General features: G+C 70.3%; 27 protein-coding genes and 2 tRNA genes. 18 read left to right on the top strand and 11 right to left on the bottom strand.

The genetic code is table 11. The annotated features are described in order from the left end of the window. Nucleotides 1–12 precede the first annotated feature (12 nt). Nucleotides 13–333, bottom strand: a complete 321-nt coding sequence (locus FN821_RS14710) for a type 1 periplasmic-binding domain-containing protein (protein ID WP_241660194.1) — start codon at nt 331–333, stop codon at nt 13–15. 18 nt (nt 334–351) lie between these two features. Here FN821_RS14710 and FN821_RS14705 point away from each other — a divergent pair, with 18 nt between their 5' ends. Beyond that, a complete protein-coding gene (locus FN821_RS14705; RefSeq protein WP_241660195.1) occupies nt 352–909 on the top strand; it encodes an ABC transporter permease subunit in 558 nt (185 codons plus the stop codon). Between the two features lie 73 nt (nt 910–982). On the opposite strand, the gene FN821_RS09965 is transcribed toward FN821_RS14705, so the two are convergent. Then, a complete protein-coding gene (locus tag FN821_RS09965; protein WP_131172411.1) occupies nt 983–1,384 on the bottom strand; it encodes a Fur family transcriptional regulator in 402 nt (133 codons plus the stop codon). A 79-nt stretch (nt 1,385–1,463) separates the two neighbouring features. Between FN821_RS09965 and FN821_RS09960 the strand changes: the two genes are divergently transcribed. Then, a complete protein-coding gene (locus tag FN821_RS09960; protein ID WP_241660196.1) occupies nt 1,464–1,763 on the top strand; it encodes an antibiotic biosynthesis monooxygenase family protein in 300 nt (99 codons plus the stop codon). 243 nt (nt 1,764–2,006) lie between these two features. Further along, nucleotides 2,007–3,428, top strand: a complete 1,422-nt coding sequence (locus FN821_RS09955) for a glycine--tRNA ligase (RefSeq protein WP_131172413.1) — start codon at nt 2,007–2,009, stop codon at nt 3,426–3,428. Between the two features lie 24 nt (nt 3,429–3,452). On the opposite strand, the gene FN821_RS14510 is transcribed toward FN821_RS09955, so the two are convergent. Then, the gene (locus tag FN821_RS14510) at nt 3,453–4,511 is read right to left on the bottom strand and encodes a DUF2510 domain-containing protein (protein ID WP_206662075.1); all 1,059 of its coding nucleotides are present in this window, start codon (nt 4,509–4,511) and stop codon (nt 3,453–3,455) included. A 137-nt stretch (nt 4,512–4,648) separates the two neighbouring features. Here FN821_RS14510 and dusB point away from each other — a divergent pair, with 137 nt between their 5' ends. Further along, nucleotides 4,649–5,803, top strand: coding sequence for a tRNA dihydrouridine synthase DusB (gene dusB, locus FN821_RS09945; protein ID WP_131172414.1), 1,155 nt, complete (start codon nt 4,649–4,651; stop codon nt 5,801–5,803). Between the two features lie 2 nt (nt 5,804–5,805). Here dusB and FN821_RS09940 read toward each other — a convergent pair whose 3' ends face one another. After that, complete coding sequence (locus tag FN821_RS09940; protein WP_131172415.1) at nt 5,806–6,543, bottom strand: DUF4064 domain-containing protein; 738 nt, start codon at nt 6,541–6,543, stop codon at nt 5,806–5,808. A gap of 113 nt (nt 6,544–6,656) precedes the next feature. On the opposite strand from FN821_RS09940, the gene FN821_RS09935 reads away from it, so the two are divergent. Further along, nucleotides 6,657–7,739, top strand: coding sequence for an HD domain-containing protein (locus FN821_RS09935; protein ID WP_421958051.1), 1,083 nt, complete (start codon nt 6,657–6,659; stop codon nt 7,737–7,739). Nucleotides 7,740–7,816: 77 nt separating this feature from the next. Continuing rightward, nucleotides 7,817–9,577 (top strand): DUF4185 domain-containing protein, encoded by a 1,761-nt coding sequence (locus FN821_RS09930; RefSeq protein ID WP_165489323.1) that lies wholly within the window; start codon nt 7,817–7,819, stop codon nt 9,575–9,577. Here FN821_RS09930 and FN821_RS09925 read toward each other — a convergent pair. After that, nucleotides 9,561–10,319, bottom strand: coding sequence for an ABC transporter permease (locus tag FN821_RS09925; RefSeq protein WP_131172418.1), 759 nt, complete (start codon nt 10,317–10,319; stop codon nt 9,561–9,563). The two genes, FN821_RS09930 and FN821_RS09925, sit on opposite strands and share 17 nt — an antisense overlap. Between FN821_RS09925 and dnaG the strand changes: the two genes are divergently transcribed. From dnaG to FN821_RS09910, 3 genes are all read left to right on the top strand, one after another. Continuing rightward, on the top strand, nt 10,318–12,219 hold the full coding sequence (dnaG, locus tag FN821_RS09920) for a DNA primase (protein WP_206662076.1): 1,902 nt from the start codon (nt 10,318–10,320) through the stop codon (nt 12,217–12,219). The genes FN821_RS09925 and dnaG overlap by 2 nt on opposite strands. Nucleotides 12,220–12,303: 84 nt before the next feature. Further along, complete coding sequence (locus FN821_RS09915) at nt 12,304–13,140, top strand: sigma-70 family RNA polymerase sigma factor (RefSeq protein ID WP_131172419.1); 837 nt, start codon at nt 12,304–12,306, stop codon at nt 13,138–13,140. Nucleotides 13,141–13,170: 30 nt separating this feature from the next. Further along, nucleotides 13,171–13,695, top strand: a complete 525-nt coding sequence (locus FN821_RS09910; protein ID WP_131172420.1) for a hypothetical protein — start codon at nt 13,171–13,173, stop codon at nt 13,693–13,695. A 96-nt stretch (nt 13,696–13,791) separates the two neighbouring features. On the opposite strand, the gene FN821_RS09905 is transcribed toward FN821_RS09910, so the two are convergent. After that, nucleotides 13,792–15,438: a nucleoside kinase gene (locus FN821_RS09905; RefSeq protein ID WP_131172421.1), complete on the bottom strand. Its 1,647-nt coding sequence runs from the start codon at nt 15,436–15,438 to the stop codon at nt 13,792–13,794. Nucleotides 15,439–15,510: 72 nt separating this feature from the next. Here FN821_RS09905 and FN821_RS09900 point away from each other — a divergent pair, with 72 nt between their 5' ends. The 3 genes from FN821_RS09900 to FN821_RS09890 all read left to right on the top strand — a co-directional run bounded on the left by FN821_RS09900 (nt 15,511) and on the right by FN821_RS09890 (nt 16,658). After that, nucleotides 15,511–16,266, top strand: a complete 756-nt coding sequence (locus FN821_RS09900; RefSeq protein WP_206662077.1) for an alpha/beta fold hydrolase — start codon at nt 15,511–15,513, stop codon at nt 16,264–16,266. Nucleotides 16,267–16,379: 113 nt separating this feature from the next. After that, nucleotides 16,380–16,455, top strand: a tRNA-Asn gene (locus FN821_RS09895). A 129-nt stretch (nt 16,456–16,584) separates the two neighbouring features. Further along, a tRNA-Ile gene (locus FN821_RS09890) sits at nt 16,585–16,658 on the top strand. 87 nt (nt 16,659–16,745) lie between these two features. On the opposite strand, the gene FN821_RS09885 is transcribed toward FN821_RS09890, so the two are convergent. Together FN821_RS09885 and FN821_RS09880 are read right to left on the bottom strand one after the other, a co-directional pair. Then, nucleotides 16,746–16,988 (bottom strand): hypothetical protein, encoded by a 243-nt coding sequence (locus tag FN821_RS09885; RefSeq protein WP_131172422.1) that lies wholly within the window; start codon nt 16,986–16,988, stop codon nt 16,746–16,748. 34 nt (nt 16,989–17,022) lie between these two features. Next, nucleotides 17,023–18,132: a GNAT family N-acetyltransferase gene (locus FN821_RS09880; RefSeq protein WP_131172423.1), complete on the bottom strand. Its 1,110-nt coding sequence runs from the start codon at nt 18,130–18,132 to the stop codon at nt 17,023–17,025. 51 nt (nt 18,133–18,183) lie between these two features. On the opposite strand from FN821_RS09880, the gene FN821_RS09875 reads away from it, so the two are divergent. After that, complete coding sequence (locus tag FN821_RS09875) at nt 18,184–18,537, top strand: metallopeptidase family protein (protein WP_131172424.1); 354 nt, start codon at nt 18,184–18,186, stop codon at nt 18,535–18,537. Between the two features lie 508 nt (nt 18,538–19,045). On the opposite strand, the gene FN821_RS14300 is transcribed toward FN821_RS09875, so the two are convergent. Next, on the bottom strand, nt 19,046–19,849 hold the full coding sequence (locus FN821_RS14300; protein ID WP_165489324.1) for an HAD family hydrolase: 804 nt from the start codon (nt 19,847–19,849) through the stop codon (nt 19,046–19,048). Beyond that, nucleotides 19,846–20,679 (bottom strand): hypothetical protein, encoded by an 834-nt coding sequence (locus FN821_RS14295; RefSeq protein WP_165489325.1) that lies wholly within the window; start codon nt 20,677–20,679, stop codon nt 19,846–19,848. Before FN821_RS14295 ends, FN821_RS14300 begins: the two co-directional genes overlap by 4 nt. 57 nt (nt 20,680–20,736) lie before the next feature. On the opposite strand from FN821_RS14295, the gene FN821_RS09865 reads away from it, so the two are divergent. From FN821_RS09865 to FN821_RS09845, 5 genes are all read left to right on the top strand, one after another. Beyond that, nucleotides 20,737–21,195, top strand: a complete 459-nt coding sequence (locus tag FN821_RS09865; RefSeq protein WP_165489326.1) for a GNAT family N-acetyltransferase — start codon at nt 20,737–20,739, stop codon at nt 21,193–21,195. 81 nt (nt 21,196–21,276) lie between these two features. Then, nucleotides 21,277–22,533 carry an AAA family ATPase gene (locus FN821_RS09860; protein ID WP_241660197.1) on the top strand — a complete coding sequence of 419 codons (1,257 nt, stop codon included), beginning with the start codon at nt 21,277–21,279 and terminating at the stop codon, nt 22,531–22,533. Nucleotides 22,534–22,587: 54 nt separating this feature from the next. Next, the gene (locus FN821_RS09855) at nt 22,588–23,589 is read left to right on the top strand and encodes a DUF58 domain-containing protein (RefSeq protein WP_131172479.1); all 1,002 of its coding nucleotides are present in this window, start codon (nt 22,588–22,590) and stop codon (nt 23,587–23,589) included. Then, a complete protein-coding gene (locus tag FN821_RS09850; RefSeq protein WP_277751023.1) occupies nt 23,586–24,545 on the top strand; it encodes a VWA domain-containing protein in 960 nt (319 codons plus the stop codon). The genes FN821_RS09855 and FN821_RS09850 overlap by 4 nt, the downstream gene beginning before the upstream one ends. Then, nucleotides 24,536–25,504: a VWA domain-containing protein gene (locus FN821_RS09845; protein ID WP_421958049.1), complete on the top strand. Its 969-nt coding sequence runs from the start codon at nt 24,536–24,538 to the stop codon at nt 25,502–25,504. The genes FN821_RS09850 and FN821_RS09845 overlap by 10 nt, the downstream gene beginning before the upstream one ends. Nucleotides 25,505–25,599: 95 nt before the next feature. On the opposite strand, the gene FN821_RS09840 is transcribed toward FN821_RS09845, so the two are convergent. Next, a complete protein-coding gene (locus FN821_RS09840; RefSeq protein ID WP_131172428.1) occupies nt 25,600–26,226 on the bottom strand; it encodes a LysE family translocator in 627 nt (208 codons plus the stop codon). Nucleotides 26,227–26,240 lie beyond the last annotated feature (14 nt).

Genomic DNA, 26,240 nt, shown 5'->3' with positions numbered 1-26,240 from the left:
GTGGGCGATGCGTCAGCAGCCGCGCTCGACGAGGAACTCGGTCGCCAGTCGCCCACCGAGGGTCTGGTCGACGATCACTCGGTTGGCGGGGGCGGCCGACTGCGGCAGCCCGCCGATGAGGACGACGGGGATGCCGTGGGCCTTGGCCAGGGCGATCTCGGCCGTCTCGCGGCGCGGGGTCACCACCGCGATGCCCTGGACGCCGTGCTCGACGAACGCGTACATGCTGTCCATCACCTCGGAGGGGCTGGGATCTGCGTGCACCCCGACGATGGCGGTGTAGCCGGCGGTTCGGGCGGCGGTCTCGATCGCGCTCACCGTGGTCGGCGACATCCATCATCGCGGGAGGTCGTGCATCGATCGAACTCATGTTGGCCTCCCGGTCACCGCGGACGGCATGCGGCCGACCTGTCCGGCGTCGACGCCAAGAAGGTCGACTTCTTCGTGATGGTCAACATGGCCTTCCTGGCCGCGATCGCGGGCATGGTCTTCACGGCCTACCTGAACGCGGCCAACCCCAAGGACGGCACCAACTTCGAGCTGGACGCCATCGCGGCCTGCTTCATCGGCGGCGCGGCCGTCACCGGCGGCGTGGGCACGGTGATCGGGGCCATGACCGGTGGTCTCGTCATGGGCGTGCTCAACCTCGGCCTGGCCAACATGTCCGTCGACCAGAACCGCATCCTGCTCATCAAGGGCCTGGTGCTGCTGGCCGCCGTGGCGTTCGACGTGGTCAGCAAGAAGCGCGGCAAGCCGAGCTTCATCGGTCTGATCATGCGCGGCTTCAGCGGCAAGTCCTCCGACGGGGCGAAGGCGCTGGCGGCGTCAGATCTGGAGACGGCTCAGCCGAAGGTGAACGCGGTCGCGGAGGCGGCCAAGATCGACATCACCAAGGAACCGGGCGTCTGATCGGATCGGGATCATGCAACGGCGGGACCGCTTCGGCGGCCCGCCGTTGTTCGTTCGGACGCCGACGCGCGAGTTACCTGGCGCAGTCGGCGCAGGTGCCGAACAGCTCAAGCTCGTGCGCGACAGCGGTGAAGCCGTGGGAGTGCGCGATGCCCGCCAGCAGCCCCTCGAAGCTGCCCAGCTCGATCTCGACGGTGTGCCCGCAGGTGCTGCAGATCAGGTGGTGATGGTGCGTGTGTCCCTGGGAGCAGGAGCGATAGGCGGACTGGCCATCCGGCGTCCGGATCGAATCGACCTCGCCCGACTCGGCCAGCGACTGCAGCGTGCGATAGACGGTGGCGAGCGCGACCCGCTGGTTTCGCTCGACGAGCAGGTCATGAACCTGTTGGGCGGTGCGGAAGCCGGGCGACTCGGCGAGCGCGTCGGCCACGGCGGCGCGCTGGCGCGTCCGGCGGGGCTGAACGGAAGTCGTCACGTGCCTCAGCCTACCGAGCCCGGCGCCGCGCACGGGATCGCCCGATCGGACGGGTCGCTAGGGTAGGACCGTGCTAGCCGTGACCCGCTTTCGCGTCGAACCCGAGGCCGAACCGGGCTTCGTCGTGGCCGCGCGGGCGGCGTCCGACTTCTACGCGACGCGTCCGGGGTGTGAGGCGTCCGATCTGGTGCGCAACCTCGACGATCCTCAGCTGTGGGCCCTGATCTCGCGGTGGGCGGACGTCGGCTCCTACCGGCGGGCGTTCAGCGGCTACGAGGCGAAGATGATCCTGACGCCGCTGCTGTTGCTCGCGATCGACGAGCCGGGCGCCTACGCGAGTCCGGACGCCGTCGGCGCCAACCTGCCACGCGGCGGTTGATCAGGCGCAGCCCGGCGGGCCGATGACGAGGTTGGGGACGTTGAACCCCATCCGCCCACCGGTCGTGGGGTGGTACTCGCGCCAGAGCGACTAGCTCAGCGTCGCCGTCTCCCCGGGTGCCAGGGTGGTCTTGCTCGGGTAGACCACCGGCACCGAGTCGTTGGCTGGACGCGAGTTACCGCGACCAGGGGTCGGCCTGGGCCGCGATCAAATGCCACTAGGCTGCGTCCCTGCGACCAAAGGATGCCAGCCGGGCATCCGCAGCCTGAGGAGGATTCAGTGGCCAGCAAGCTCGACAACGTCATCAGTCTCTGCAAGCGACGGGGCTTCGTGTACCCGTGCGGCGAGATCTACGGCGGCACCCGTGCCGCCTGGGACTACGGCCCCTACGGCGTCGAGCTCAAGGAGAACATCAAGCGCCAGTGGTGGGCTGCGGTGGTCCGCGGACGCGACGACGTGGTCGGCATCGACTCCTCGATCATCCTGCCGCGGCAGACGTGGGTGGCGTCCGGGCACGTGGGCGTCTTCACCGATCCGCTCACCGAGTGCACCTCCTGCCACAAGCGGTTCCGCGCCGACACGCTCCAGGAGGAGTTCGCGTCGAAGAAAGGCATCGAGGACGCCGACACCGTCGCGCTGACCGAGATCGCCTGCCCCAACTGCGGCGTCCGCGGCTCCTGGACCGAGCCTCGTGACTTCAACATGATGCTGAAGACCTACCTCGGGCCCATCGAGGACGAGTCGGGTCTGCACTACCTGCGTCCGGAGACGGCCCAGGGCATCTTCGTGAACTTCGCCAACGTGCAGCAGTCGGCGCGCATGAAAGTGCCGTTCGGCATCGGGCAGGTCGGCAAGAGCTTCCGCAACGAGATCACGCCGGGCAACTTCATCTTCCGGACGCGCGAGTTCGAGCAGATGGAGATGGAGTTCTTCTGCGAGCCCGGCACGGACGAGGACTGGCACCAGCACTGGATCGATGCCCGCACCGACTGGTACGTCGACCTCGGCATCGCCCGCGAGAACCTGCGGCACTACGAGCACCCGGCCGAGAAGTTGAGCCACTACTCCAAGCGCACGGTCGACATCGAGTACAAGTTCGGCTTCGCCGGCGGTGACTGGGGCGAGCTCGAGGGCATCGCCAACCGCACCGACTTCGACCTGTCGACCCACAGCCAGCACTCGGGCACCGACCTGTCCTACTTCGATCAGGCCGAGAACCGTCGCTACACGCCGTACGTCATCGAGCCTGCGGCCGGCCTCACGCGGTCGTTGATGGCTTTCCTGGTCGAGGCGTACGTCGAGGACGAGGCCCCCAACACCAAGGGCGGAGTCGACAAGCGAACGGTGCTGCGCCTCGATCCCCGGCTCGCGCCCGTCAAGGCGGCAGTCTTGCCACTGTCGCGCAACGAGGCGCTCTCGCCCAAGGCACGTGACCTCGCGGCGTCCCTGCGGAAGTTGTGGAACGTCGAGTTCGATGACGCGCAGGCCATCGGGCGCCGCTACCGCCGCCAGGACGAGATCGGGACGCCGTACTGCATCACGGTCGACTTCGACACCCTCGAGGATCAGGCGGTCACGATCCGCGAGCGGGACACGATGTCGCAGGAGCGCGTGGCGCTCGACCAGGTGGCGTCCTACCTCGGGGCCAGGCTGATCGGCTGCTGACCCCTTCGGGGCTGGCGGGCCTCGCTACTTGACCTTGAGCGAGGCCCAGATCGCGGCCACGTCGGCCGTGCTGGCGGCGTCGTCGATGGTGGCCGCGGTCAGCAGGATCGACTGGGTCTTGTCCGGGTTGTCGAGCACCAGGATCGCCACGTCGTCGCCGGTCACCCCTGCCAGGCCCTTGATCTTGACCTGGCCCGTGACCTTGAAGCCCTTGTGGGTGCCGATGGTCACCGCTTCTGACTTGGCGACCGTGGCGGACGTGACGCTGTTGCCGCTGCCGTAGTTGGACTTCACGTTCCAGGCCCAGACGTCCGCGGCGGTCTGTTCGGTCGTGGAGCCGTCGGCGGGCACGGTGGCGACGAGCGCCGAGGTCTGCCATCCCTTGGTGACCGTGCGGCCGCCCAGGGTGAAGCAGTCAGCCCACGAGATGTCGGTGTCGAGGTCCTCGGCCCAGGTGCTCGGCATCGTCACGGTGATGACTCCGTCGGTCAGGTCGCCCTTGGCCGGCGCCGGGCAGCCACCAGCGTCCGGGCTGGAGTCGGGGATCGTCGGCGCAACCGTCTTGCCCGGCACCGTGACCGTCGGCATCGTCACCGTCGGGAACGTCGACGGCATGGACGCCGGCGCCTTCGACGTGGTCGTGGTCGGTGTGGCCGTGGTGTTGGACTTCGTGAGGGCGTTCACCCCGAAGCCCAGGCCGACGAGCAGTGCCAAGACGCCCAGGACGGCGGTGGCTCGGAGCCCCTTGCGGGGTGACTTGGGTGGCACTGAGCCGTAGGTCGAAGCTCCGGACGGATAGGGCTGGCCGGGCACGTAGGGGCCGTAGCCCGTGCCAGGGGCGGCGGGCTGGCCCGTGGCCTGCGGGCCGTACGAGCCCGGGAACCCGGTCTGCGGGGCGGGCTGGACCGGAGGCAGGACGGCGGTCTGGTTGGGCGCGACGGCGGGAGGCAGGACGGAGGTCTGATCCGGCCCCGGGGTCGCCGACGGCTTGGCCATGGTGTTGTGCGTCCACTGCGTGCCGTCCCAGTACCGGAGGCGTCCGGGGGTGCCGTCGGGGTCGTCGTACCAGCCTGACTGGGCCATCGTGCATCCTTCGAAGTCGGGCCGTGCGTCCGGCCGATCGCTCAGCCAGTGTAGGGGCGTCGGCCGAACGAGCCGGCGGCCGACGTTCGCGTCCCTGCGCGGCCGCAATAGGCTGGGACCTTTCCAGACCCCGAAGGATGCTTGTGCCCGCCAGTCCCTTGGTTCTTTCCGCGCCGAGCGGTGGAGCCGTCACGGTCGAGACCCCGGTCGTCCTTGCGCCGATGGCGGGCATCACCAACCCCGCCTACCGCCAGCTCTGCGCCGAACAGGGGGCCGGGCTGTACGTCTGCGAAATGATCACCTCGCGGGGCGTCGTGGAGCGCAACCCCAAGACGTTCGCGATGCTGCGGTTCGCACCGAACGAAACCGTTCGCTCGGTGCAGCTCTACGGCGTGGACGCGGACGTGGTGGCCGAGGCGGCGCGCATCCTTTGCGCCGAGTTCGGCGTGGCCCACATCGACCTGAACTTCGGCTGCCCGGTGCCGAAGGTGACGCGACGCGGGGGCGGCGGCGTCCTGCCCTGGAAGCGGGACCGCTTGGCGTCCATTCTGACCAAGACGGTCCAAGCGGCGGACGCCTACGGCGTCCCAGTGACGATGAAGACCCGGATGGGCATCGACGACGACCACCTGACCTACCTGGACGCCGGACGGATCGCGGAGCAGGCGGGCGTGGCGGCGATCGCGCTGCATGCCCGGACGGTCGCGCAGGCCTACTCGGGGCAGGCGCGGTGGGAGACGATCGGGCAGCTGGCGGCGTCCGTCACCATCCCGGTTCTGGGCAACGGGGACATCTGGGAGGCGTCCGATGCTCTGGCGATGATGGACCGAACCGGCTGCGCGGGCGTGGTCATCGGACGCGGCTGCCTCGGCCGTCCGTGGCTGTTCGGCGACCTCGCGGACGCCTTCGCCGGACGCGAGCCGCGGCCGCTACCGACCCTCGGCGAGGTGGCGTCCATGGTGCGCCGGCACGCTGAGCTGCTCGCCGAGCTGCACGGCGAACGCTGGGGGCTGACCGATCTGCGCAAGCACATGGCCTGGTACTTCAAGGGCTTCCCGATCGGGGGAGAGATCCGCGCAGCGCTGGGCCTGGTGTCCTCCTTCGCCGACCTGGACGCCCAGCTGGCGAAGCTGGACGCCGACGAGCCGTTCCCCGCGGGCGAGCTGGGCACGCCCCGCGGGCGTCAGGGCACCCCAAGGGAGAAGGTCACCTGCCCCTACGGCTGGCTGGACTCCCAGACCCTCGGCGACGAGGACCTGTCGGCGGCCGAGAGTGACGTGTCCGGCGGCTGAGGTCAGCCCAGGGCGGGCATCATGCCCACGACCATCGCAGCGATCATGGCGACGGGCGCGAGGATCCCGAGGATGATCGCGACGATTCCCCACAGGCGACCTCGACGCGTGGCGGCGGCAACGATCCCGACGACCCAGCCGGCGATGCCCGCCAAGGAAGCGAAGCCGATGCCGTTCACGGCACCTGCGTTGCTGAGGGCGAACTGCCGGAAGGCCGGGTTGTCCTGGAGTTGCTGGGCCGCGTTGGGATCAGTCGGGTCGATGCCGGTCGCGATCAGCACGCTGGACAACGCATGCCCGAAATTGAAGGCAAGCACCACTCCAACGATCGCCGTCACCGCCACGACGGCCAAGGCGATCAAGCCCAACAGGCTCGAGCGCTGCTGTGGGCGCTGGTAGGAGGCCGGCGGCTGAGCCGCGTAGCCATACGGGTACGGCTGAGGTGCCTGCTGGTACGCGCTCTGGGGGTGCTGGGCGTACCCACCCGGGTAGGGCTGCTGGGCTTGCTGGACGTAGGGGGATTGAGCGCCGTAGGGCGGCTGCGCACCGTACGGCGACGCCTGCTGCGGTGACTGCGGCGCCGACGCATAGGGCGACTGGCCTCCGTACGGGGCTTGGGGAGGCAGGCTGACGGGGGCCTGGTATCCCGGAGCCGACCCGGCTGGAGGGGTGTAGGCGTGGCCTTGGCCCTGGGGATCGGGGGTCGAGTTCGACGGGGTGTTGCCGGACTGATCGGTCATGGGTTCTCGCTGACTACTCAAGGTGCGCCGCCAGGTGGGGGCCGTTCGTTGTCGGCCATGATATGGCCATGACAGAAGCGGTGAACCCCCGTGCGGTGGCCTGGGCGGAGACCATGCGGGGTCACTCGCTCAGCCAGGATGCCCTGGTACGCGCGCACGCGGACTCCGACGCCCGGGTCGGGCTGACCGAGCCGATCGGACGCCTCGCGCGCGAGGAGTGGGAGGCCGCGACGCTGCGCCCCGGTGCCGCGCTGGCGTCCGGCGCTGGTTACCGCGCCGTCGAGGAGGAGCCGGACGCCGAGCGCACCTGCTTCGAGCGGGATAGGGACCGGATCGTGCACTCGGCCGCCTTCCGCCGCCTCGCCGGCAAGACCCAAGTCGTCGTCTACCCGCGCGACCACCAACGGACGCGGCTGACCCACGCCGTCGAGGTCGCCCAGGTGGCGACGTCGATCGCCCGGGGGATCGGGGTCAACGTCACGCTCGCGGACGCGATCGCGCTCGGGCACGACTGCGGTCACGGTCCGGGCGGGCACGCGTCCGAGGAGGCCTTCGACGCGTTCATCACCGAGGGCTTCGACCACGGCCCCTGGGGCGCGGACGTGACCCTCGCGGGCCTCAACCTGTGCGCCGAGACGCTCGACGGCATCCGGAATCACTCGTGGTCGCGGCCTGCACCGACGACGGTCGAGGGCGAGATCGTCTCCTGGGCCGACCGGATCGCCTACTGCGCGCACGACCTCGAGGACGCCATCCGCGCGGGCATTGTGACCCCGGCCGAGCTGCCCGCCGAGGTCGTGGAGATCGCCGGCGGCACGCGCCGCGAACAGCTGGCGACGTTCATCCGCGCCGTGGTCGCCACGACCGCGCGCACCGGCGTCGTGGGGATGGACGCCGGTGCGGCGTCCGCGCTCGCCGCCTTGCGCCGGTTCAACTACGAGCGGATCTACACGCGTCCGGACTCACTCGCCCAGGCCCGGGCGGTGATCGAGGTGCTGCACGGGCTGGTCGAGTACTACGCGGGGCGTCCGGACCTGCTGCCCGACGCCTCGCCGGACCTGCACGGAGACGACCTCGTGCGCGCGGCGGTCACGTACGTCGGTGGCATGACCGACCGGTTCGCGTTCGACCGCGCGGAGGAGTTCCTGGGCTGGGAGTCGTCCCGGCTGCCGCGCGGCATCGGGCGCGGCGCGTGAGGTTGCCGGTCATGGGGCCCCGGAGCCTCCTGCAAGGGACCGTTCCGGCCGATCGGCGGCTGCGCAGCCTAGCTCGGGTGCGTCGCCTCGAGGCCGTCGTCCTGAGCCCCGACGGCGCGCGGCTATTCCACTATCACCGCGACCAGACGCGTCCGGACCGGCCGTGGGTCCGCGGGGAGCTCATCTCGGACGCCGCAGCGGGCCCCGGCACTATCCGCCAGGCCCGGGGGACTCTGCGCCAGCCCGGCGACCTGCTGGTCGACGTCCCGGAGAACACCGCGGACGGGCCACGGATCGCTCGCTACGTGAGATCGTTCGACGATCCCGGACGCCGCTGGCGGCGGCTGGGCGACGCCGCGGTGCCCGTCGGGGCCCAACCGGACTCCGCCGACGGCTGGACGGGACCCCCCGGTGCCGTCGCGGTCGCGATCGCCCGGACCACCCTCGCCGGCCTCCCCGCCATCGGGAACGTGCTCTCGGCCCTCCCGGGCGGCGACGGCGCGCTGGCCCTGCCGACGTTCGACCCGGGTGGGGAGGGCTGGCTGCAGGCGCTCGTGCAGGAGGGCGCCTCGGTCTACCAGTGGCATCGCCAGGAGTGGGGTGGGCGGCAGCGCTGGGTCCGCGCGTCGTGCCTGCGGTTCCATCCCGACGACGGGTTCGAGGTCGAGGATCGTCCGTCGATCAAACTGGCCCAGGTGACCGGCGAGCGTGACAGTCAGCCCTCGGCGCCGGACGTGACCCTGTCGGCGTCAGAGAGCCGCTCGGGCGTCCGCGGGACGGATCTTGGCGTCCGCTTCGATCACGCCGGACGCTCCTTCCTGCTGTTCGGGGACACCCACTGGACGGCCCGCACCCGCGCCACCCGGGACGCCATGGGGGAGCTCACCCCGGCCGGCCCTCGCGGCGGCCTCCCGGGCGTGACCCTGCACGGGACGCCCCTGCGCATCGTCGGGGGAGCCGCGACCAGCCGCGAGTACGACGTGCCGCTGGACGCCTTCTCCCTCGACGGCGAGCTCTACTGCTTCTTCTCGTCGCACCATTTCCAGCGGCATCAGGTGATGGGCCGCTCGCTGCTCACCCGGGCGCTCGACCCGGACCTGCCGATCAGCGGGGCCGCGCGTCGGCGTCCGATCTCGTTCGCCAAGGTGGCGACGTTCAGCGACCGCTTTTTCGTCAACGTGTCCGTCCAGGTCCGGGGCGGCCGGCTCTACGTGTGGGGGAGCGGCAGCTATCGAGCCGACGACCTGCGCCTGGCCGAGTTCGACCTGACCTCGCCCGCGCTTCTTGGCGCGCTCGCCGGGGAATCACCCTGGACGCGCCCGCAGGTCGGCGTCCGCTATTGGTCCGGATTGCGATCGGACGGGACGCCGCGCTGGTCGCCGCACGAGTCGGACGCCGCGGCCGTCGTCCTCGGCGCCTTCGGCGAGGTCTCGGTGCGCTGGGTGGACGAGCTGGACGCCTACGTGCTGCTGGCGATGGACGGTCCCGAGGACCCGGTCGGAAAGGGCGTGACCTTGCGGTCCGCGCGGCAGCCCTGGGGGCCGTGGTCGCCGCGCCGCCGCCTGTTCGACTGGGAGCTGAGCGGCAAGTCGTATCACGACGAGGCCTCCAGGTTCATCAGGGCGCATCACCGCGATGATCCGGTGGGGGACGCGATGTTCGGTGCCCAGAAGACGATGACGGGGGCCGCCTACGCGCCCTACCTGTTCGACGCCCGCCGGGAGGGCTCAGCCATCGTGCTGCGTTACACGCTGTCGACCTGGAACCCCTATCAGGTGGTGCTGATGGAGCACCGGCTCTCCGCGGACGCCGTCCGCGCGATCAGCGGTGCAGGCTGAGCTTGAGGTCGTCGGGCAGGAGGCGTCCGGCACGCATGAGGCGGGTCGCGACCAGAACAACGACCGCCTGGCAAGCCATGATGCCGAGCAGCACCAGGATCTGCGCCGCCCCCGCCTGGATCGGCGAGCCCCCGCCTAGCAGGACGCCGATGAACGCCCCCGGCAGCGTCACGAGACCGACGGTCTTGGTCTGGTCGAGGTTGGGGATGAGCGCTTCCTTGATCACGGGGTCGAGGACGAGGCCGATGCTGCGCGAGCGGCCAAAACCCAGCGACAGTCCGGCCTCGTAGGCGCCCCGCTGCGAGCGGAGCTCGGCGAAGCAGCGACGGCCCACGAGGGTGTGGGCCGTCATGGCGTTGCCGATGACGATGCCGCACAGGGCGATGATGGCGATGCCCGAGAGCGGGGCGGCCCCGGAGGCGAACACCGCCACCTCGACCGGGACGACTCCGAGGGCGAGCGCCAATGACACCCAGGGCCACGCATGGGTGGTGGCCGTGCGCCGCGCGGTGGTGATGATCGCGACGGCGTACATCACGACGGCGAAGGCGAGCGCGCCCCAGACGGTGGAGGCCGCGGCGGCCACGACGAGCGAGACGACCGCCAGTTGCGCCACGGCACGCACCGCCGCGACCGCTTGCTGACGCGCGAGACCGAAATGGCCCAGCCGGTCGGCCGTGATCGCGATGGCGAGCAGCGCGACGAGGGCGATCGCGAGGCCCCAGCCCAGCGTCACGGTCATGGCGCTCACCCTACTGCGGCCCTGGGGGGCGGTTAGACTCGCCGATGTGCCGGGACGGATCAACGACGAGGACCTCACGACCGTCCGCGACCGCTCTCGGATCGACGAGATCGTGGGCACCTTCGTGGCGTTGCGCAACGCCGGCTCGGGCCAACTCAAGGGTCTGTGCCCCTTCCATGACGAGAAGACCCCCAGCTTCGGGGTGACCCCAGCGAAGGGCTTCTTCTACTGCTTCGGCTGCGGCAAGGGCGGCGACGTCATCGACTTCGTGCGCGAGATCAACAACATGGGCTTCTCCGAAGCCGTCGAGTGGCTGGCCGATCGCGCCGGCGTCCAGCTGCGGTACGAGGACGGGGTCGGGGGACCTCGCGTCGAGCCCGGGCTGCGCATGCGCATCTTCGAGGCGAACAAGGCGGCCGAGGAGTTCTACGCCGAGCACCTCGGCTCGGCTGAGGCCATCGTCGGACGCCAGTTCCTCGCGGGTCGAGGTTTCGACCGGGACGCCGCCGAGCGGTTCGGCTGCGGCTTCGCTCCGACGAGCGGGCGGGCGTTGCGCGATCACCTGCTCGCGCGCGGCTTCACCCGCGACGAGCTGGTCAAGGCGGGGCTCGTCAGAGAGAGCGGCTGGGACTTCTTCCAGGGCCGCCTGCTGTGGCCCATCCGGGACGCCGGCCGCACCACCCTGGGCTTCGGCGCGCGTCGGCTGCTGGACGACGACCGGATGCCGGCCAAGTACCTGAACACCCCCGAGACTCCGGTCTACAAGAAGAGCCACGTGCTGTACGGGCTCGACCTGGCCCGCACCACGATCGGCAAGCGCAACCAGGCCGTCGTGGTGGAGGGTTACACCGACGTCATGGCCTGTCATCTGGCGGGGGTCGAGACGGCGGTCGCGTCCTGCGGGACGGCCTTCGGACCCGACCACAGCAAGATGCTGCACCGGCTGATGACCGCGGACGCCACGTCCGGCGAGATGATCTTCACCTTCGACGGGGACGCCGCAGGCCAGGCCGCCGCGCTCAAGGTCTTCGCCCAGGACGCCACCTTCGCCGCCCAGACGTACGTGGCGGTCGAGCCGTCGGGGCTCGATCCGTGCGATCTCCGCATCCAGCAGGGGGACGCCGCCGTCCGCGAGCTGGTCGCGCGCCGCCAGCCGCTGTACCGGTTCGTCATGCGCAACATCGTCGGCAAGCACGATCTGGACCGGGTGGAGGGCCGGCTGTCGGCCGTCCGCGAGGCGGCGATCCTGGTGTCGTCGGTGCGGGACGCCTCGCGGGTGTCGGGCTACTTGCGCGAGTTGGCCGGCATGGTCGGCATGGACGACGCCGAGGTGCGCGTCGAGGTCACCCGGGTCATCAACCGTCGTCCGGCCGACGCGCCGGCCCCCTTGGCGACGGAGCCCGCGGCGACGTCCGGTCAGCAGGCCATGCTCGTGCTGCCCGATCCGCACGACCGACGACTGCAGGTGGAGCGCGAGACGCTGCGGCTGATCGTCCAGGAGCCGACCGCCTTCACTGACACGTTCAACGACATCACCGCCGAGGACTTCCAGCACCCCACCCACGCGCGGCTGTTCGAGGCGGCGTCCGGCCTTGCGGATCGCTCGACCGGCTGGCAGCAGCGGCTGGCGGACGCCCTCGGCGATCCGGTCGCAGACCAGCTCGTGGCGGCCCTGTCGGTCGAGGTGCTGCAACGCGAGGCGTCCGCGGACTATGTCGCGCGCTACTCGGCTCGCCTGCGCTACGGCACCGTGAGCCGACGCATCGACGCCATCAAGTCGTGGCTACAGCGCACCAACCCGGTCGACGATGCCGCCGCCTACAACCGCGGCTTCGCGAAGCTCCTCGAGTTGGAGGCCCGACGGCGCGAGCTCCAGGCCGAGGCCATCGGGACGGAGTAGGACAACAATCGGCCAACACCTGGGGGCTGTGGAAAACCCGCTGATCCCTGGTGGACGGTGCGGCTACGGCCAAGAGTTGCGGCCATGAACACCTTCAACGCCATGACCTTCTCGGAGCCCGTGCTGACCGGCGAGGAGGAGCTGCGGCTCTGCCGCGAGATCGACGCCGGCGTGCTGGCCGCGGAGGCCCTGGCTGCCGGTCGGGCCGGACTCGACGAGCGCGACGACCTCGAGACGCTGCGGACGTGGGGCGAGGTGGCCCGGGGCCGATTCGTCCGGGCCAACCTCAAGCTCGTGCAGATGGTGACGCACCCGGTCGCCGCCCGCACGGGGGTCGACATCGACGACCTCTTCCAGGAGGGCGTCCTCGGCCTGCTCGAGGCCGTGCGTCGGTACAACCCGGCGCGCGGGGCGAGGTTCGCGACGTTCGCGCTGCCGTGGATTCGGATGCGGGTGACCGAGGCTGCGGTGACGCGGTGCGGGGGCGTCGATCTGCCCGTTCGGCGGGCCAAGGCGTGGACGGCGATCTTCGCTGCCCGCAATGCCCTGGCCGCCGAGAAGGCCGCCGAGCCGAGCGTCGCCGAGGTGGCGGCGCGGTGCGGACGCACCGTGGACGAAGTGGGTGAGCTCATCGACTACGTGCCGGCGATCCGGGTGGCGACCGCGGCGGACTGGCAGTTCCATGCGCTGCGCGATGACGACGAGGGCGCCGATGCCGTGGCGGTGCAGCGGCTCCTGCGCCTGCTGACCCGCTCGGACCGGGAGCTGATCGTTCGCCTGTACGGGCTTCGGGGACGCGGTCCGATGACCTACGACGAGCTGGGTGCCGAGCTGGGCGTGAGCGCCTCGACGGTGCGGCGGCGAGAGCATCAGGCGCTCGACCACCTGCGGACCGGACGCGGGGTTCCGGAGGCGGCGTGAGCGTTGGGTCCGGGGTGTCAGAATGCGGCCATGGGACTCTTCGACCGACACGCGCTGCCGACCGCCCTCCGGTCGGCGTTGGCCGAGGCTGTCGGGGTCGGCCCGCGGGCGCTGCCGCGCGTGCTCGCCTGGGCGCCGACGCCCGTTGGAGCCATCCTGGCCCTCGACGACCGCCTCGCGATCCTGTCCGGTGGCACGTGGACGTTCACGCCCTGGCATCGCGTCCTGTCCGCCGGCTGGGACGACAGCGGGCGCACCTTCATGTGGCGCTCGGTCGACAGGCCGCACGCGCTGAATACCGTGGCGGTCACGCAGCCCCTGCGCCTACCGGAGGCCGTCCGGGAGCGAGTGGAGCAGTCGATCGTGGCCCGCCAGAACGTCGTGCTGGGTCCGAGCGCCCGCGGCACCCTGATCGGACGCCGCGTCCTGGGCGGGGAGGGCTCCGACGCCGTCGAGTGGAGCATCCAGCCCGTCAAGGGTGTCGACATGCAGCGTCCCGAGGTCGCCGACGCCGCACGGCTGCTCATCGAGGCCGCTCGGCAGGACTGGGCGTAGGGCAGGGCCCGCGGGGCGGCGTCCAGTTGGATCAGGGCGGCGCTGGGCAGGAATTGTCATACGGGAGGACGGCGACGGGCGGGGTTGGGGGCGAACTCAGTCGAAACAGCTGCCCCCGATGAACTCTCGAACGATGGAGTTCTGCGGGATATAGGTGTCCGCTATCGGCGTGAAGAACGACAGGAAGTCGAGCATCCGCAACGCCTCGCCGTAGACGGCCGAGTCGCGATCGACCTGTTCGAGCAGCGGCTGGACGTGCCGTTTCAGCGCGTGCAACTCGTAGAGCAGGGAGGAGTTGAACATGACGTCCGCGCGCTCCTGGAACGGGAAGATGTTGCGCTCCTCGCCGGCCCGGACCGACGGCCAACTGGTCAGGGTCTTCTCGGCGTCCGCGCCACGCGTCCTGTTGTCCCGTGCCATGCGCCTCAGCGTCCGCACGTCCGAGACGTAGATGCTGGTGTGGTTGTCCAGGTTGAGCGGATTGAGGGCGCTGGCGTAGATCCGGTACTTGTGGGACTCGGGGATGGCCGGCGTGAGCGCGTCGTTGAGCCCGTGGATGCCTTCGACGATGAGGATCGAGTCGGAACTCATCCGGTAGCGGCGTCCGGTCTGGACGCGCGTCCCGGACACGAAGTCGAACCTGATCAGCTCGATCTCGTCACCGGCCAGCACCCGGACGAGATCACGGTTCAGAGCCTCGACGTCCACCGCTGTCAACGCCTCGAAGTCGTAGCGGCCCTGCGCGTCGCGCGGCGTGTGCTCGCGGTCGAGGAAGTAGTCGTCGGCCGACATCGTGAACGGCTCCAGCCCGAGCACCCGCAGCTGAATGGCCAGCCGCCGCGAGAACGTCGTCTTGCCCGACGAACTCGGACCCGCGATGAGCACCAACCGCGTCTGCGTCAGGTCGGCCAGGATGGCGTCCGCGATCTGGCTGATCTTCTTCTCGTGCAGGGCCTCGGACACCAGCACCATGTCGCGGCCCGCGTCCGCGGCGATCGCGCTGTTGATCTCGCCCACGTTGCCGGCGTGCAGGATGCGCGCCCAGCGCTCGGTTTCGGCGAACGCTGACCGCAGCTTGGGGATGGCGGTCAGTTCGGTGACCTCGTGCGGCGGCTGCTTGGCGGGCAGCAACAGCAGGACGCCGTCGCTGAACGGCACCAGCTTGAACGTGTGCAGGTAGCCGGTGGACGGCACGAGCGCGCCGTAGAGGTAGTCGTAGTAGCCGAGGCAGCGGTACAGGGTGAGGTACTTGCGGTTGGCGCTGCGCAGCACGGCCAGCTTGTCGGTCATGTTGGCCTCGGTGAAGATCCGGATCGCCTCGTCCTTCTTCACCTTGATGCGCTCGATCGGGTGGTCGGCCGCGACCAGGGTGTGCATCGCGTGGTCCACCCGAGCGATGTCCTCGCCGGTAACGGTGTGGCCGTTGGTGATGCTCGCCCGGATCTCGTTGTTGATTGCGTGCTCGATCAGGACCGTCGCCTCGGGCCACACCTCCCGCACCGCCAGCACGAGCAGGAACGCCAGGCTCCGCGCGTAGACGGCGTAGCCGCTGCGGTCGCTCAGGTAGAGCGGCATGATCGTGGCGGGGTCGGTGATCCGCGTCGACAGCATCACGGTTTCCCCGTTGAGGATGGCCGCCACCGGCGCCCCGGCGCCCTGCCCGCCGAACAGCGTGGAGATGCGTGCCCCGAACGGGACCTGCACGCAGCCATCGGGCAAGGTGACCTCGACCAGTTCATCCATGGCCCCAGTGTGGTGCGTCCGGCGGGTGTGCGGGCCGGTTCGGCCGGACGCCACGCAGGCTAGGGTTCGCTCGTGCGTCGCTTCCGGTTGAAGGTCCTCATCGCAGTGCTGCTCGCGGCCGCGCTGGGGTACGGCGTCCACGCCGTCCAGTTGATCGCGATCCGTCCGCCCTTGGTCGTCGGCCAGGATGCCGTCTACCCGGACGCCCCCGCGCAGGTCACGCTGGACGACGCCGGGGGACGCGTCCTGCACATCAAGCCAGCCTCCGGCGAGGCGTCCGTCTTGTTCGTGTTCTACCCGGGCGGGCTGGTCCGGCCCCAGGCGTACGAGTGGCTCGGGCACGCGCTGGCGGCCCGGGGCGTCGAGACCGTCATCCCGGAGATGCCGCTCGACCTGGCGGTGCTGGGCACCGATCGGGCGACGGCGCTGATCGATCGGTACGCGGCGGGGCGTCCGGTGGTGCTGGGCGGGCACTCCCTGGGCGGCGCTATGGCCGCCTCGTACGCGGCGAAGAACCCCGCCAAGCTGTCGGGACTGATCCTGATGGCCGCCTACCCGGCCGAAGGGGACTCGCTGACCTCGGCGTCCTTCAAGGCGCTGAGCCTGCAGGCCGAACTCGACGGCGTCGCGAAGGCGGACGCCGTCCGCGGCGGTCTGGATCGCCTGCCGGCCGGGAGTCGGCTCGTCGTCATCCCCGGAGCCGTGCATAGCTTCTTCGGACGCTACGGACCGCAGGCCGGTGACGGCGTCCCGACCGTCGACCGGGCGGACGCCGAGCGCGCCATCGTCGCTGCTGTGATCGCCTACCTGGACGCCGGACGCGCCTGAGAATCCGTCTCGGTGGCGGGCGGTGCGGTCATCGGTGGGGGCGGTGCGAGTCGGCGCCCTCGATTGGGCGAGCGGGCATGATTCTGCTAACGTTCCTTCTCGCGCGAGCGCGATCCCCTGTAGCTCAATTGGCAGAGCGTCGGACTGTTAATCCGCAGGTTCCTGGTTCGAGTCCAGGCGGGGGAGCCACCAGCAGGCGTCCGAGATTGGGTGAAACACCTAGTCGGACGCCTTTCTTGTTGGCCCGGGTTCACCGAGGTGCCTCGGCGGATCACGCACCGGCGTCGACTCGCGGGCACTAGGCTGGCCCATCGACGCGGGGGGTTAGCTCAGCCGGTCAGAGCAGGGGACTCATAATCCCTGGGTCGCGGGTTCGAGCCCCGCACCCCCCACGAGCGGCCTAGCCGGGCGGCCAGGTGAAGTGGGTGGTCCCACGCCAAGACCATGTTTCGTACCAACGTTCGCTCACGGGGCTCCTCTCACCCGCCCGTCGGGCGCAGTCGTCCGCTCGGGATGGATTGGACGATCAGGGCTCCGTCTCGGACGTAGGCCACCTGCCCAACCCAGCCGGACGCCTCTCGTCGCCATTCGACCAGGACGCCGGGGTGGCGTCCGTCGACGACCACATGCCGCACCCGCGGCGTCCGACTGACCTCCCCGAGCCGCTGGGATTGCACCCGCTCGCCCAACGACCCGAACGGGGCGTCGGTGCGGCTGGACATGCCGCAACGATGGCGGACGCCTCCGACAGTTCGCTCAGTCGGTCGTCTCCGAGGGCGCGATCCATTGCCAGCAGATCTCGGCGGCTCGGGTCTGGTAGCCGAGGGCCTCGTTGATGCGCCACATGTGGTCGTTCTCGCCTGCGTTCCAGGTGTGGATTCGTTCCAGCGCGGGCCAGCCGGCCTTCGCCACGCGGAGGTTGTGCCGCTTGAGGGCCAGGCCGAGCCTGTGGCCGCGGTGGGTCCGCAGCACCTGGGTCACGCCCTGGGTAGCCGCCTCGTCCTTGTCGAGATCGCGGAAGAGCTGGGACGCGCCCACGACCTCCCCGGACGCCTCGTGAATCGCCACCGCCGTGCAGCGCTCACACACCGCGGCAGAGGCGGCCTCGGTCGCGGCGATGCGGTCGGCGTCCCAGGCCTCCTCGCCCAGCGCGACGTCGCCTAAAGGCTGATCGTTGCCGAACGCGGTCCACAGGCTCGCGAGGCCGGCGCGATGGTGCGGTGGCGTCGGTCCGATCCACGCCTCGAGGCGATAGCCAGGCGCGACCTCGGCGTCCGCCAGAACGGCTGGCACGGTGAGCACGCTGTAGCGCTCGATCTGGGCGACCGCGAAGCCGTGGGCGAGGGCGAACGCACTCCCGGCCGTGGGGCGGGCCGTGATGGGGTCGGTCCGGGAGCGGAGCGCCCCGGTCTCGTCAGTGCCCGCGATCGGGGCGTCCATCCAGCCCATGACGTGTGTCCTGCCGCGCGCCGCGGCGTCCGCCTTGACCGCGGCCACGAGGGCCGAGCCGACGCCGCGCCGGCGGGCGGACGGCCGAACGCCCAGCTCGAGGGCGTCCAGGGTGTGCAGGTTGTCGGCCGTGGGAACGTCGTAGTAGGCGTACCCCAACACGTCGTCGACCTTCAGGCCGACCAGGTCGGCCCGGGCTCCCGCCACAGCCACGAGGAGCGGACGATCGTACGACACCCTGTGCGTCATCCGGTGCAGCCACGCCTCGGGGGAGCGCGCGAAGTCGACGTGCCCGAAGAGGTCTAGCCACACTCCCCGGGAAATGGTGGCCGCTCCGGCTACTGCAGTTCGGACGCCGTCGGGCACCTCGCCCTCGTCGGGCGGCACCACCGGGAGCACCGAGAAGTCGTTCGTCACCCGGCGATCGTAGTGCGGAGGGCGCTGCGCTCGAGTCCGTAGGCTGTCACCATGCCGGTCACGATGAGTGAAGAGCGGTTCGCCGCGTTGGTCGAGCAGGCGCTGGACGACATCCCGGACGAGCTGTCCTCGCTGATCGAGAACTGCCTGATCGTGGTGGACGACGATGCGCCCGCCGACGACCCCGACCTGCTCGGCCTGTACGACGGCATCCCCCTCACCGAGCGCGGCATGGACTATTCGGGTTACCTGCCCGACACCATCCACATCTTCCGGCGCAACATCTTGGCTGCCTGCGACACCGAAACCGACGTGGTCGAGGAGGTCTACATCACTGTGGTCCACGAGGTGGCGCACTTCTTCGGTATCGACGACGAGCGGCTTGACGAATTGGGCTACGCCTGAGTCCCGGCCAAGGCGAGCAGCCCGGCAGAACGGCTGACTCACTACCAAGGTGAAGGGCCCCTGCACGTATGAGGTGCGGGGGCCCTTCGGGTCGATCGGGAAGCTGGTGACGATTCCGATCTGCACCGCCCGATGCGTCGACCTGGTCTGCGCGTCACCCGCAGGCCCCCCTCGAGTTGCCCCGAAGGCGAGAGACCGACACCGAGATGGTGCCCCGCTGCGAGCCTTCCACCTGGAGCGATGCTGTCGGGTGGCGGGCCTTTCGGCCAGTCTCCCTCGGCTTCACTTCAGCCCTGGCTTTCCTGTCGGTTCGCCCGGCCTGCTGCGGTGCCCTCTTTCTAATCTGCCTTTGACTAGGTGCGCAAGTGCCTGGAGCGAAACACAGCGCTGTATTTTGTTGTCAACAGGACACCTCACAGGCCACGACTGGTCACCCCCAAGACATCCACAGCCTGTGCACAGAAGTGTGCACAGGGCGAGTGAAGGAACGCACAACGATGGTTGGTGGTCAGGCGTCGGCGAGCAGGCGACGCAGCACCGATCCGACGCCTCCGGCGTCCGCAGAGCCCGCACGGGGGAAGCGGTCCAATAGTGACGGATGCCCCCCGCCCATCACGTAGCCGTGCCCGGCCCAGCCCAGCATGTCGGCGTCGTTCGGCATGTCCCCGAATGCCACGACGTCGGACGCCGCGACGCCCAGGTCGGCGCACAGGGCCGCCAACGCCTGGGCCTTCGTTACCCCTGGCACGCTGAGCTCGGCCATCCCGAAGTGGTCGTGGACCAGCGACGTCGTGACCACGGCCCGGTCTGCCACCACCCGGGCGATCTGCCCGGCGAGAGCGTCGCAATCCAGGTCGCGGCTGTAGGCCAGCAGTTTGACGACGGGCGAGATGTGCGAGATCAGCTCAGCCAACGGCAGCTGCAGCACCCCCGGAAAGAAGGCGTGATCGGAGGGCGAGTCGGGTTCGGTCCCGAACAGGTCACCGCGCTCCAGGCCGAACCGGACGTGGGGGAGCGCCCCTTTCACGGACGCCGACAGCTCAGCGACGCTCGCCTGGTCGAAGGCCGCCGCCGCGAGCACCCGATCGGCGGCGAGGTCGTAGAGGACGGCCCCGTTGCTCGCGATCACGTGCGGATGCAGGTCGGCGATCGGCTCCAGGCAGGCGAGCCACCGCGTGGGGCGTCCGGTAGCGACGACGATCGCCACCCCGGCCGCGTGGGCCTCGCGCAGCGCGGCGACGTTGGCCGGCGGAATCGTCCCGTCCGAGCCCAGCAATGTGCCGTCCAGGTCGGTGGCGACGAGTGAGATCACAGTCGGCTCTGCGTCGTCGGTCCGCCCGAGGGGGTCTCGGTCGGCGACGTCGAGGGGGAGGCCGGTGAACCGGACGCCGTCGACGGCGACGCCGAGCTCGACTCCGGTGGCGGCGAGCCGCTGCCGCTGCCGGACGCCGACGTAGGAACCGGAGGCGGCGGCTGCTGCGGAGGCGCGTTCTGGAACAGCAGGATGGCGATCAGGACGGCCAACAGCATCAGCAGCATCATCAGCAGCCACGAGGCCAGGATCGACAGCCACCCGGACCGGTCCTTGCGACCGGGCCACGGCAGCGGCCACAGCCGCCAGATGCCCGGGCGGCCCTGCTCGATCCAGTAGTGCTGGTAGTCCGGGCCGCTCGGCCGTCCCTGCGTCGACAGCCACGAGAGGTCGACTTCGGCCAGCAGGCGATCCGCTTCGGACGCCGCGCGTGCTGTCCCGTCGTACGCCAGCGCCACCCAGGGGGCCAACGTCGGCAGCGGTGCGCCCACGCTGCCCGAGTCGGGATCGTCGTCCTCGGCGCGGAACTTGCGCCCGAGGCGTCCGTCGTCTTGCCCCTGGCCGCCGCGAGCGATGACCGTGTCGATGTGCATCTTGTTCACGGCGCCGGCGAGGCGGTCGCGCGCGGCGGCGTCGCCGGACGCGCCCTCCGACAGCAGCAGCACCATGGCCTGGCGCTGTTCGTCGTCGTGCGCGACGTAGACCACGCCGGACGCCGACGCCGTCAGTCGGGCGTCGAGGGCAAAGTCGCCGACCTTGGGCGGATCGTCGCCGCGCAGCGGCGTCAGCCGGGCAGGCTCGGCCGCAGCGGGCTCATCGATCGGCGTCACGGCCACCATTGTGCCCGACGGCACCGGCAACATCGCGGCCCGACTATCGTCGGGCGCGTGAGCCTCACCATCCGGCCGGCCGTGGCGTCCGACGCGGCTGCCCTCGTCGACCTGCGCCAACTGATGTTCGACTCGATGGGCACGCCTCCCAACGACAGCTGGCAGTCGGACGCCGAAGCATGGTTCGCCGATCACGTCGTCACCGACGCTGATCTCTGCGTGCTGGTCGCGGACGAGGCGGGTCAGGTCGTGGCGTCCGGGCTGGCGATCCTGCAACGCAACCCGCCGAGTCCGGGCAGCCGGGGCCTGTCGGCCTACGTGGCGAACATCGCCACGCTCCCGTCCGCCCGTGGCCAGGGCGCAGCCACCAGGATCCTCGACGGGCTCCTGGAGTGGGCCGTCGAGCAGGGCGCCGACCGTGCCGAGCTGCATGCCACCGAGGTGGGGCGGCCGATCTACGAGAAGGTGGGGTTCGTCGACACCGCCTGCCCCTCCATGCGACTGTCCCTTCGCTAGCCGGCGCACGGCCGGTGCTCAGGACGCTCGGGTATCGTTGCGTCCGGCCCGCCGGTGGCCGACAGATCACAGGAGACACGCGTGACGACCCCCAGCCAACCCAGCCCCGCCGGAGCGGGCGACGTCGGAGCAGCCGCCAAGATTCTCGGCGAGGCGATCTCCGAGGTCCAGCGAGTGATCGTCGGCCAGGAGCACATGGTCGAGCAGCTCATGGTGAGCCTGCTGGCCAAGGGCCACACGCTGCTGGAAGGCGTCCCCGGCACGGCGAAGACCCTGGCCGTGCGCACGTTCGCCACGGTCGTGGGCGGCGACTTCGCGCGCATCCAGTTCACCCCGGACCTGGTGCCCTCCGACATCGTCGGCACCCGCATCTACTCGGCCCAGCAGGAGAAGTTCGACATCTCCCTCGGCCCGGTCTTCGTGAACTTCGTCCTGGCCGACGAGATCAACCGCGCGCCCGCCAAGGTGCAATCGGCGATGCTCGAGCTGATGGCCGAGAAGCAGGTCTCGATCGGCGGCAAGACCTACCCCGTGCCGAAGCCCTTCATCGTCATCGCGACGCAGAACCCGATCGAGTCCGAGGGCGTCTACCCGCTGCCCGAGGCCCAGCGCGACCGGTTCCTGCTCAAGGTCGACGTGCCGTACCCGCGCGGCAACGAGGAGTTCGAGATCCTGCGCCGCATGTCGGTGTCGCCGCCTGAGCCGAAGCGGATCCTGAACCCCGAGCTGGTCATCAAGCTCCAGGACCAGGCGTCCCACGTGTTCGTCCACAACCTGGTGGCGGAGTACATCGTCCGCCTCGTCCTCGCCACCCGGACGCCGGCCGAGTTCGGCATGCCCGATCTCGCGTCCATCATCCAGATCGGCGCCTCGTCCCGCGCGACCCTGGGCCTGACGGCCGCCGCCCGCGCTTTGGCGCTGATCCACGGCCGCGACTACGTGCTGCCGACCGACGTCCAGGCCGTCGCCAAGGACGTCATGGGCCACCGCATCGTCCTGGGCTTCGACGCCGTCGCCGACAACATCTCGACGACCCAGGTCGTCGAGCGGATCCTGGCGATGGTGCCGGCCCCGACTCCCGTCTGGAACAGCCCCCAACCTCAGTCTCGGACGCCTCAGCCGGCGGCACCGCTTCCTCCGGCACCCCAGGCCCCGGCCCCGCAGTCCCCGGCGCAGCAGCACCCGGATGGTCAGCCGCCGGCCGCCCAGCCGTACGTTCCGCAGCAGCCCCAGCCGGCGCCGTACCCGGCCCCGTCGCAGGCCGCGCCCGCGGCGTCCGGTCTGAACTTCCCGCCGCCGAGCCCCGGTCAGGCGCCCCAGGCGCCGCCCAGCCCCTAGGACGCCGTGGCAGCCGTCGACTTCACTCCCGCCAGCGAACCCGATCTCGGGGCGCTGGCGTCGGTGCTGCGCGAGCCGACGGCCGCCACCCTGCCGCTCAACAAGCTGGCCCCGGAGGCCGCGCTGCGCCGACTGGAGCTGACGATCGTCCGGCGCATGGAGGGCTTCCTGCACGGGGATCACCGCGGCCTGCTGCCGGGTCCGGGCTCCGAGACCAACGACGCGCGCATCTACGTGCCGGGCCAGGACGACGTGCGCAAGATGGACTGGGCGGTCACCGCGCGCACCCAGATCCCGCACGTCCGCGACACCATCGCCGACCGCGAGCTAGAGGTGTGGGCGCTGCTCGACGTCACCCCGTCCATGAACTGGGGCACCGAGGGCGTCACCAAGCGCGACCTCGGCATCGCCGCCATCGCGACCATCGGCTTCCTCACTCAGCAGATGGGTGACCGCTTCGGTGGGCTCATCATGCGTCCGGACAAGATCGCCCGCATCCCCGCGCGCTCGGGCCGGATGGCGCTGTACGGCCTGCTCCGCCGGATGCTCACCGAGCCCATCGTCAAGGACCATTCCGCGGGCTCGTTCGAGCTGGCCGCCGGGATCGAGGCCATGGCCCGGCTGCAACGGCGGCGGGGCCTGCGCGTCGTGGTGTCCGACTTCCTGAGCGCGGGGGACACCGAACTTGATCCCAACGTGGAACCCGACTGGGAACGTCCGCTGCGGCGCCTCGGCGTCCGCAACCAGGTGCTCTGCGTCGAGGTCGTCGACCGGCGCGAACTCGAGTTCCCGGACGTCGGCGACATCCTGATCCGCGACCCCGAATCCGACTTCCAGCGGTACGTCAACACGTCGGACGCCGCCGCGCGAGCCCGCTTCGACGCGGCCGCTGCCGCCCAGCGCGAACGGGTCCGCATCGCCATCCGGCGCGCCGGCGCCGGCCACATCAGCTTGCGGACCGACCGGGACTGGGTCTACGACATCGCCCGCTTCGTGCTCGCCTATCGGCGCACCGCCGCTATGCTGCACCAGCCTCCGCAGGGGGTGAGCGTGTGAACCTCGATGACGTGTTCTTGAACCCCGAGCGGCTCTGGTGGTGGATCGTCGTGCCCGTGATGGTGGCGCTCTACATCTGGATCATGCGCCGCAAGCGCAGGACGGCTATGCGCTATACCAACACGGCCGTCCTCGGCGCCGTCATCCCGCGGCAGTCGCAGTGGCGCCGCCACCTGGCCGTCGCGATGTCGCTGGCGAGCCTGGTCACGATCATCGCCGCCTGGGCGCGTCCCAACGGCGTCGAGCGCGTCCCGCGGGAGCGGGCCACGATCGTGTTGGTGATCGACGTGAGCCAGTCGATGCGGGCCACCGACGTCAAGCCGAACCGTCTGGACGCCGCCAAGCAGCTCTCCAAGGAGTTCGTCTCGACGCTGCCGCCGAAGTACAACGTGGCCGTCGTCTCGCTGTCGGGCAGCCCGGCGGTGAAGCTGCCACCGTCCACCGACCGGGGGCTGGCCCTCCGGGCGATCGACGGGCTCACCACGCAGGACTCCACGGCCGTCGGCCCGGCCCTCCAGACGGCGCTGGCCGCCGTCCAGATGGCACCCAAGGGTGACAACGGTGAGCCGGCCCCAGGCGCCGTAGTCCTGCTCAGCGACGGAGCCAACACGGCCACCGAGTCGCCGCTGCAGGCCGCCCAGGCGCTGGCAAAGGCCAAGATTCCCGTCTACACGATCGCGTACGGCACCGAGAACGGGTCGGTCGATCTCGACGGCGTCCGGGAGCGGGTGCCCCCGGACCGCGAACTGATGCAGCAGATCGCCAACGCCACGAAGGGCACCTTCTCGTCCGCCGAAAGCGCCGGGCAGCTGGACAACGTCTACAAGAACCTCTCGTCCCAGGTGGGCTTCGAAGAGGTCAAGAAGGAGACCACCGCGATGTGGGCCGGGTACGGCCTCGCGTTCGCCGTGGTCGCCGCGCTCGCCGCGGTCTCGTTGGGAGCGAGGTGGCCCTGATGCAGTTCACGTTCGCCTACCCGGACCGGCTGATGTTCCTGGGCCTGATCCCGGTCCTGCTGATCCTCTACTTCGTCTTGTCGCGCCGCACGTCCGCGCGCAACCGCCAGTTCGGCATCGACGGCCTGAGCCGCCTTCTGCCACGCCAGCAGGCGTGGAAGCGCCACCTCGGGGTGGGCTTCGCGCTGCTCTCCCTAGCATCGCTCAACATGGCCTTCGCGCAGCCGTCGGCCGCCGTCGACGTGCCCCGCGACCGCGCGACGATCTGCATCGCCATCGACGTGTCGCTCTCGATGGAGGCCACGGATATCGACCCGAACAGGTTGGCGGCCGAGAAGGTCGCCGCGAGCCAGTTCGTCGACATGCTGCCGCAGGGATTCAACACGGCGCTCGTCTCGTTTGCGGGCTACGCCACGATGCTCGTCCCGCCCACGACGGATCGCGGGCTCGTCAAGCGGGCGATCTCCAACCTGGAGCTGGCCCCCGCGACCGCGATCGCGGAGGGCGTCTATTCGTGCCTGGACGCCATCAAGCTGGCGCCCGCGGACCCGAAGAACCCGGACGCCCCCGTGCCGGCCGCCATTGTCCTGCTCAGCGACGGCTACTCGACGGTGCCTGGCCGTACCTCGACCCAGGCCGCCAACGACGCCAAGAAGGCCAAAGTGCCCGTCTACACGATCGCCTACGGCACGGCCGGCGGCTACGTGGTGCGCGACGGCCGCAAGGAGCCGGTCCCGGTCGACAAGGCAGAGTTGAAGAACATCGCCGACCTCTCGGGTGGCAAGGCGTTCACGGCGGGCTCGGCCGCCGAACTGAAGACCGTGTACGGCTCGATCGCGCAGCAGGTCGGCTACGAGAAGCAGTTCACCGAGATCACCGAACGCTTCGCCGGCGGCGCCCTGGTGCTGGCCATCCTGGCCGCCCTGGCCGTGATCTCGCTGGCGTCCCGCTGGCCCTAGTCCTGCGATTCCCCGGGGATCCATGGGCAGAGCCTGCCGAAGCCCCTTGCTGATTCGGCCTCGGCAAGATCACGCAGTGACTCTGCGGAGCTTCGTCAGCCTTTCGCCTGGCCGGACGCGAGCGTCCAGGCGCCGAGCCCGATGAGGACGAGCCCGCCGCCGCGCTGGAGCAGCCGCATCCGCCCCGCGGAGCGCCCGAACCAGGCGCGGGCCTGGGCGGCGCTGAGCGCCCAGACGGTGTCGCCCAGGATCGCCAGGACAGCGAACATGGCCGACAGCGCCAGCATCTGCGGGACGGGGTCCGCCGTCGCGGGCACGAACTGGGGGAGTAGCGCCGTGAGGAAGACGAGGGTCTTCGGGTTGCTGACGCCCAGGACGAAGCCGGTTCGCAGATCCGAACCCGGACGCCGCTGCGTCACCTCGTCGTCGGTCGGCTCAGCGGCGCGGAGCGCCTGGATGCCCAGCCAGACGAGGTAGAGGCCGCCGCCGATCTTCAGCGCGGTCAGGGCCCACGCGAGCGTCGACATCAGCGCGCCGACACCGCACGCGATCACGAGCCCCTGGACCAGCAGCCCGAGCCCGTTGCCGATCACCGTGCGCAGCGCACTCGCCCGGCCGACGGTGAGCGCCCGGCCGATGGTGAACAGGACGCTGGGTCCGGGGACGGCGATGATGAGGGCGGCGATCGGGACGAACGCGATCAAGGCTTCCAGCGAGACCACCGGGGGAGCCTAGG

The sequence above is a fragment of the Propioniciclava tarda genome, from assembly GCF_900182665.1.
Classification (GTDB): Bacteria; Actinomycetota; Actinomycetes; order Propionibacteriales; family Propionibacteriaceae; genus Propioniciclava; species Propioniciclava tarda.
Note: the sequence above shows the minus strand (reverse complement) of the source record. Positions and strands in the feature narration are given on the sequence as shown.

Bases quoted from the DNA above. Each gene is read 5' to 3' on its own strand.
- FN821_RS14710 (WP_241660194.1), bottom strand. From the start codon at position 333: ATGTCGCCGACCACGGTGAGCGCGATCGAGACCGCCGCCCGAACCGCC.
- FN821_RS09955 (WP_131172413.1), top strand. From the start codon at position 2,007: ATGCCAGCCGGGCATCCGCAGCCTGAGGAGGATTCAGTGGCCAGCAAG.
- FN821_RS14510 (WP_206662075.1), bottom strand. From the start codon at position 4,511: ATGGCCCAGTCAGGCTGGTACGACGACCCCGACGGCACCCCCGGACGC.
- dusB (WP_131172414.1), top strand. From the start codon at position 4,649: ATGCTTGTGCCCGCCAGTCCCTTGGTTCTTTCCGCGCCGAGCGGTGGA.
- FN821_RS09940 (WP_131172415.1), bottom strand. From the start codon at position 6,543: ATGACCGATCAGTCCGGCAACACCCCGTCGAACTCGACCCCCGATCCC.
- FN821_RS09935 (WP_421958051.1), top strand. From the start codon at position 6,657: ATGCGGGGTCACTCGCTCAGCCAGGATGCCCTGGTACGCGCGCACGCG.
- dnaG (WP_206662076.1), top strand. From the start codon at position 10,318: ATGGCGCTCACCCTACTGCGGCCCTGGGGGGCGGTTAGACTCGCCGAT.
- FN821_RS09925 (WP_131172418.1), bottom strand. From the start codon at position 10,319: ATGACCGTGACGCTGGGCTGGGGCCTCGCGATCGCCCTCGTCGCGCTG.
- FN821_RS09915 (WP_131172419.1), top strand. From the start codon at position 12,304: ATGAACACCTTCAACGCCATGACCTTCTCGGAGCCCGTGCTGACCGGC.
- FN821_RS09910 (WP_131172420.1), top strand. From the start codon at position 13,171: ATGGGACTCTTCGACCGACACGCGCTGCCGACCGCCCTCCGGTCGGCG.
- FN821_RS09905 (WP_131172421.1), bottom strand. From the start codon at position 15,438: ATGGATGAACTGGTCGAGGTCACCTTGCCCGATGGCTGCGTGCAGGTC.
- FN821_RS09885 (WP_131172422.1), bottom strand. From the start codon at position 16,988: ATGTCCAGCCGCACCGACGCCCCGTTCGGGTCGTTGGGCGAGCGGGTG.
- FN821_RS09875 (WP_131172424.1), top strand. From the start codon at position 18,184: ATGCCGGTCACGATGAGTGAAGAGCGGTTCGCCGCGTTGGTCGAGCAG.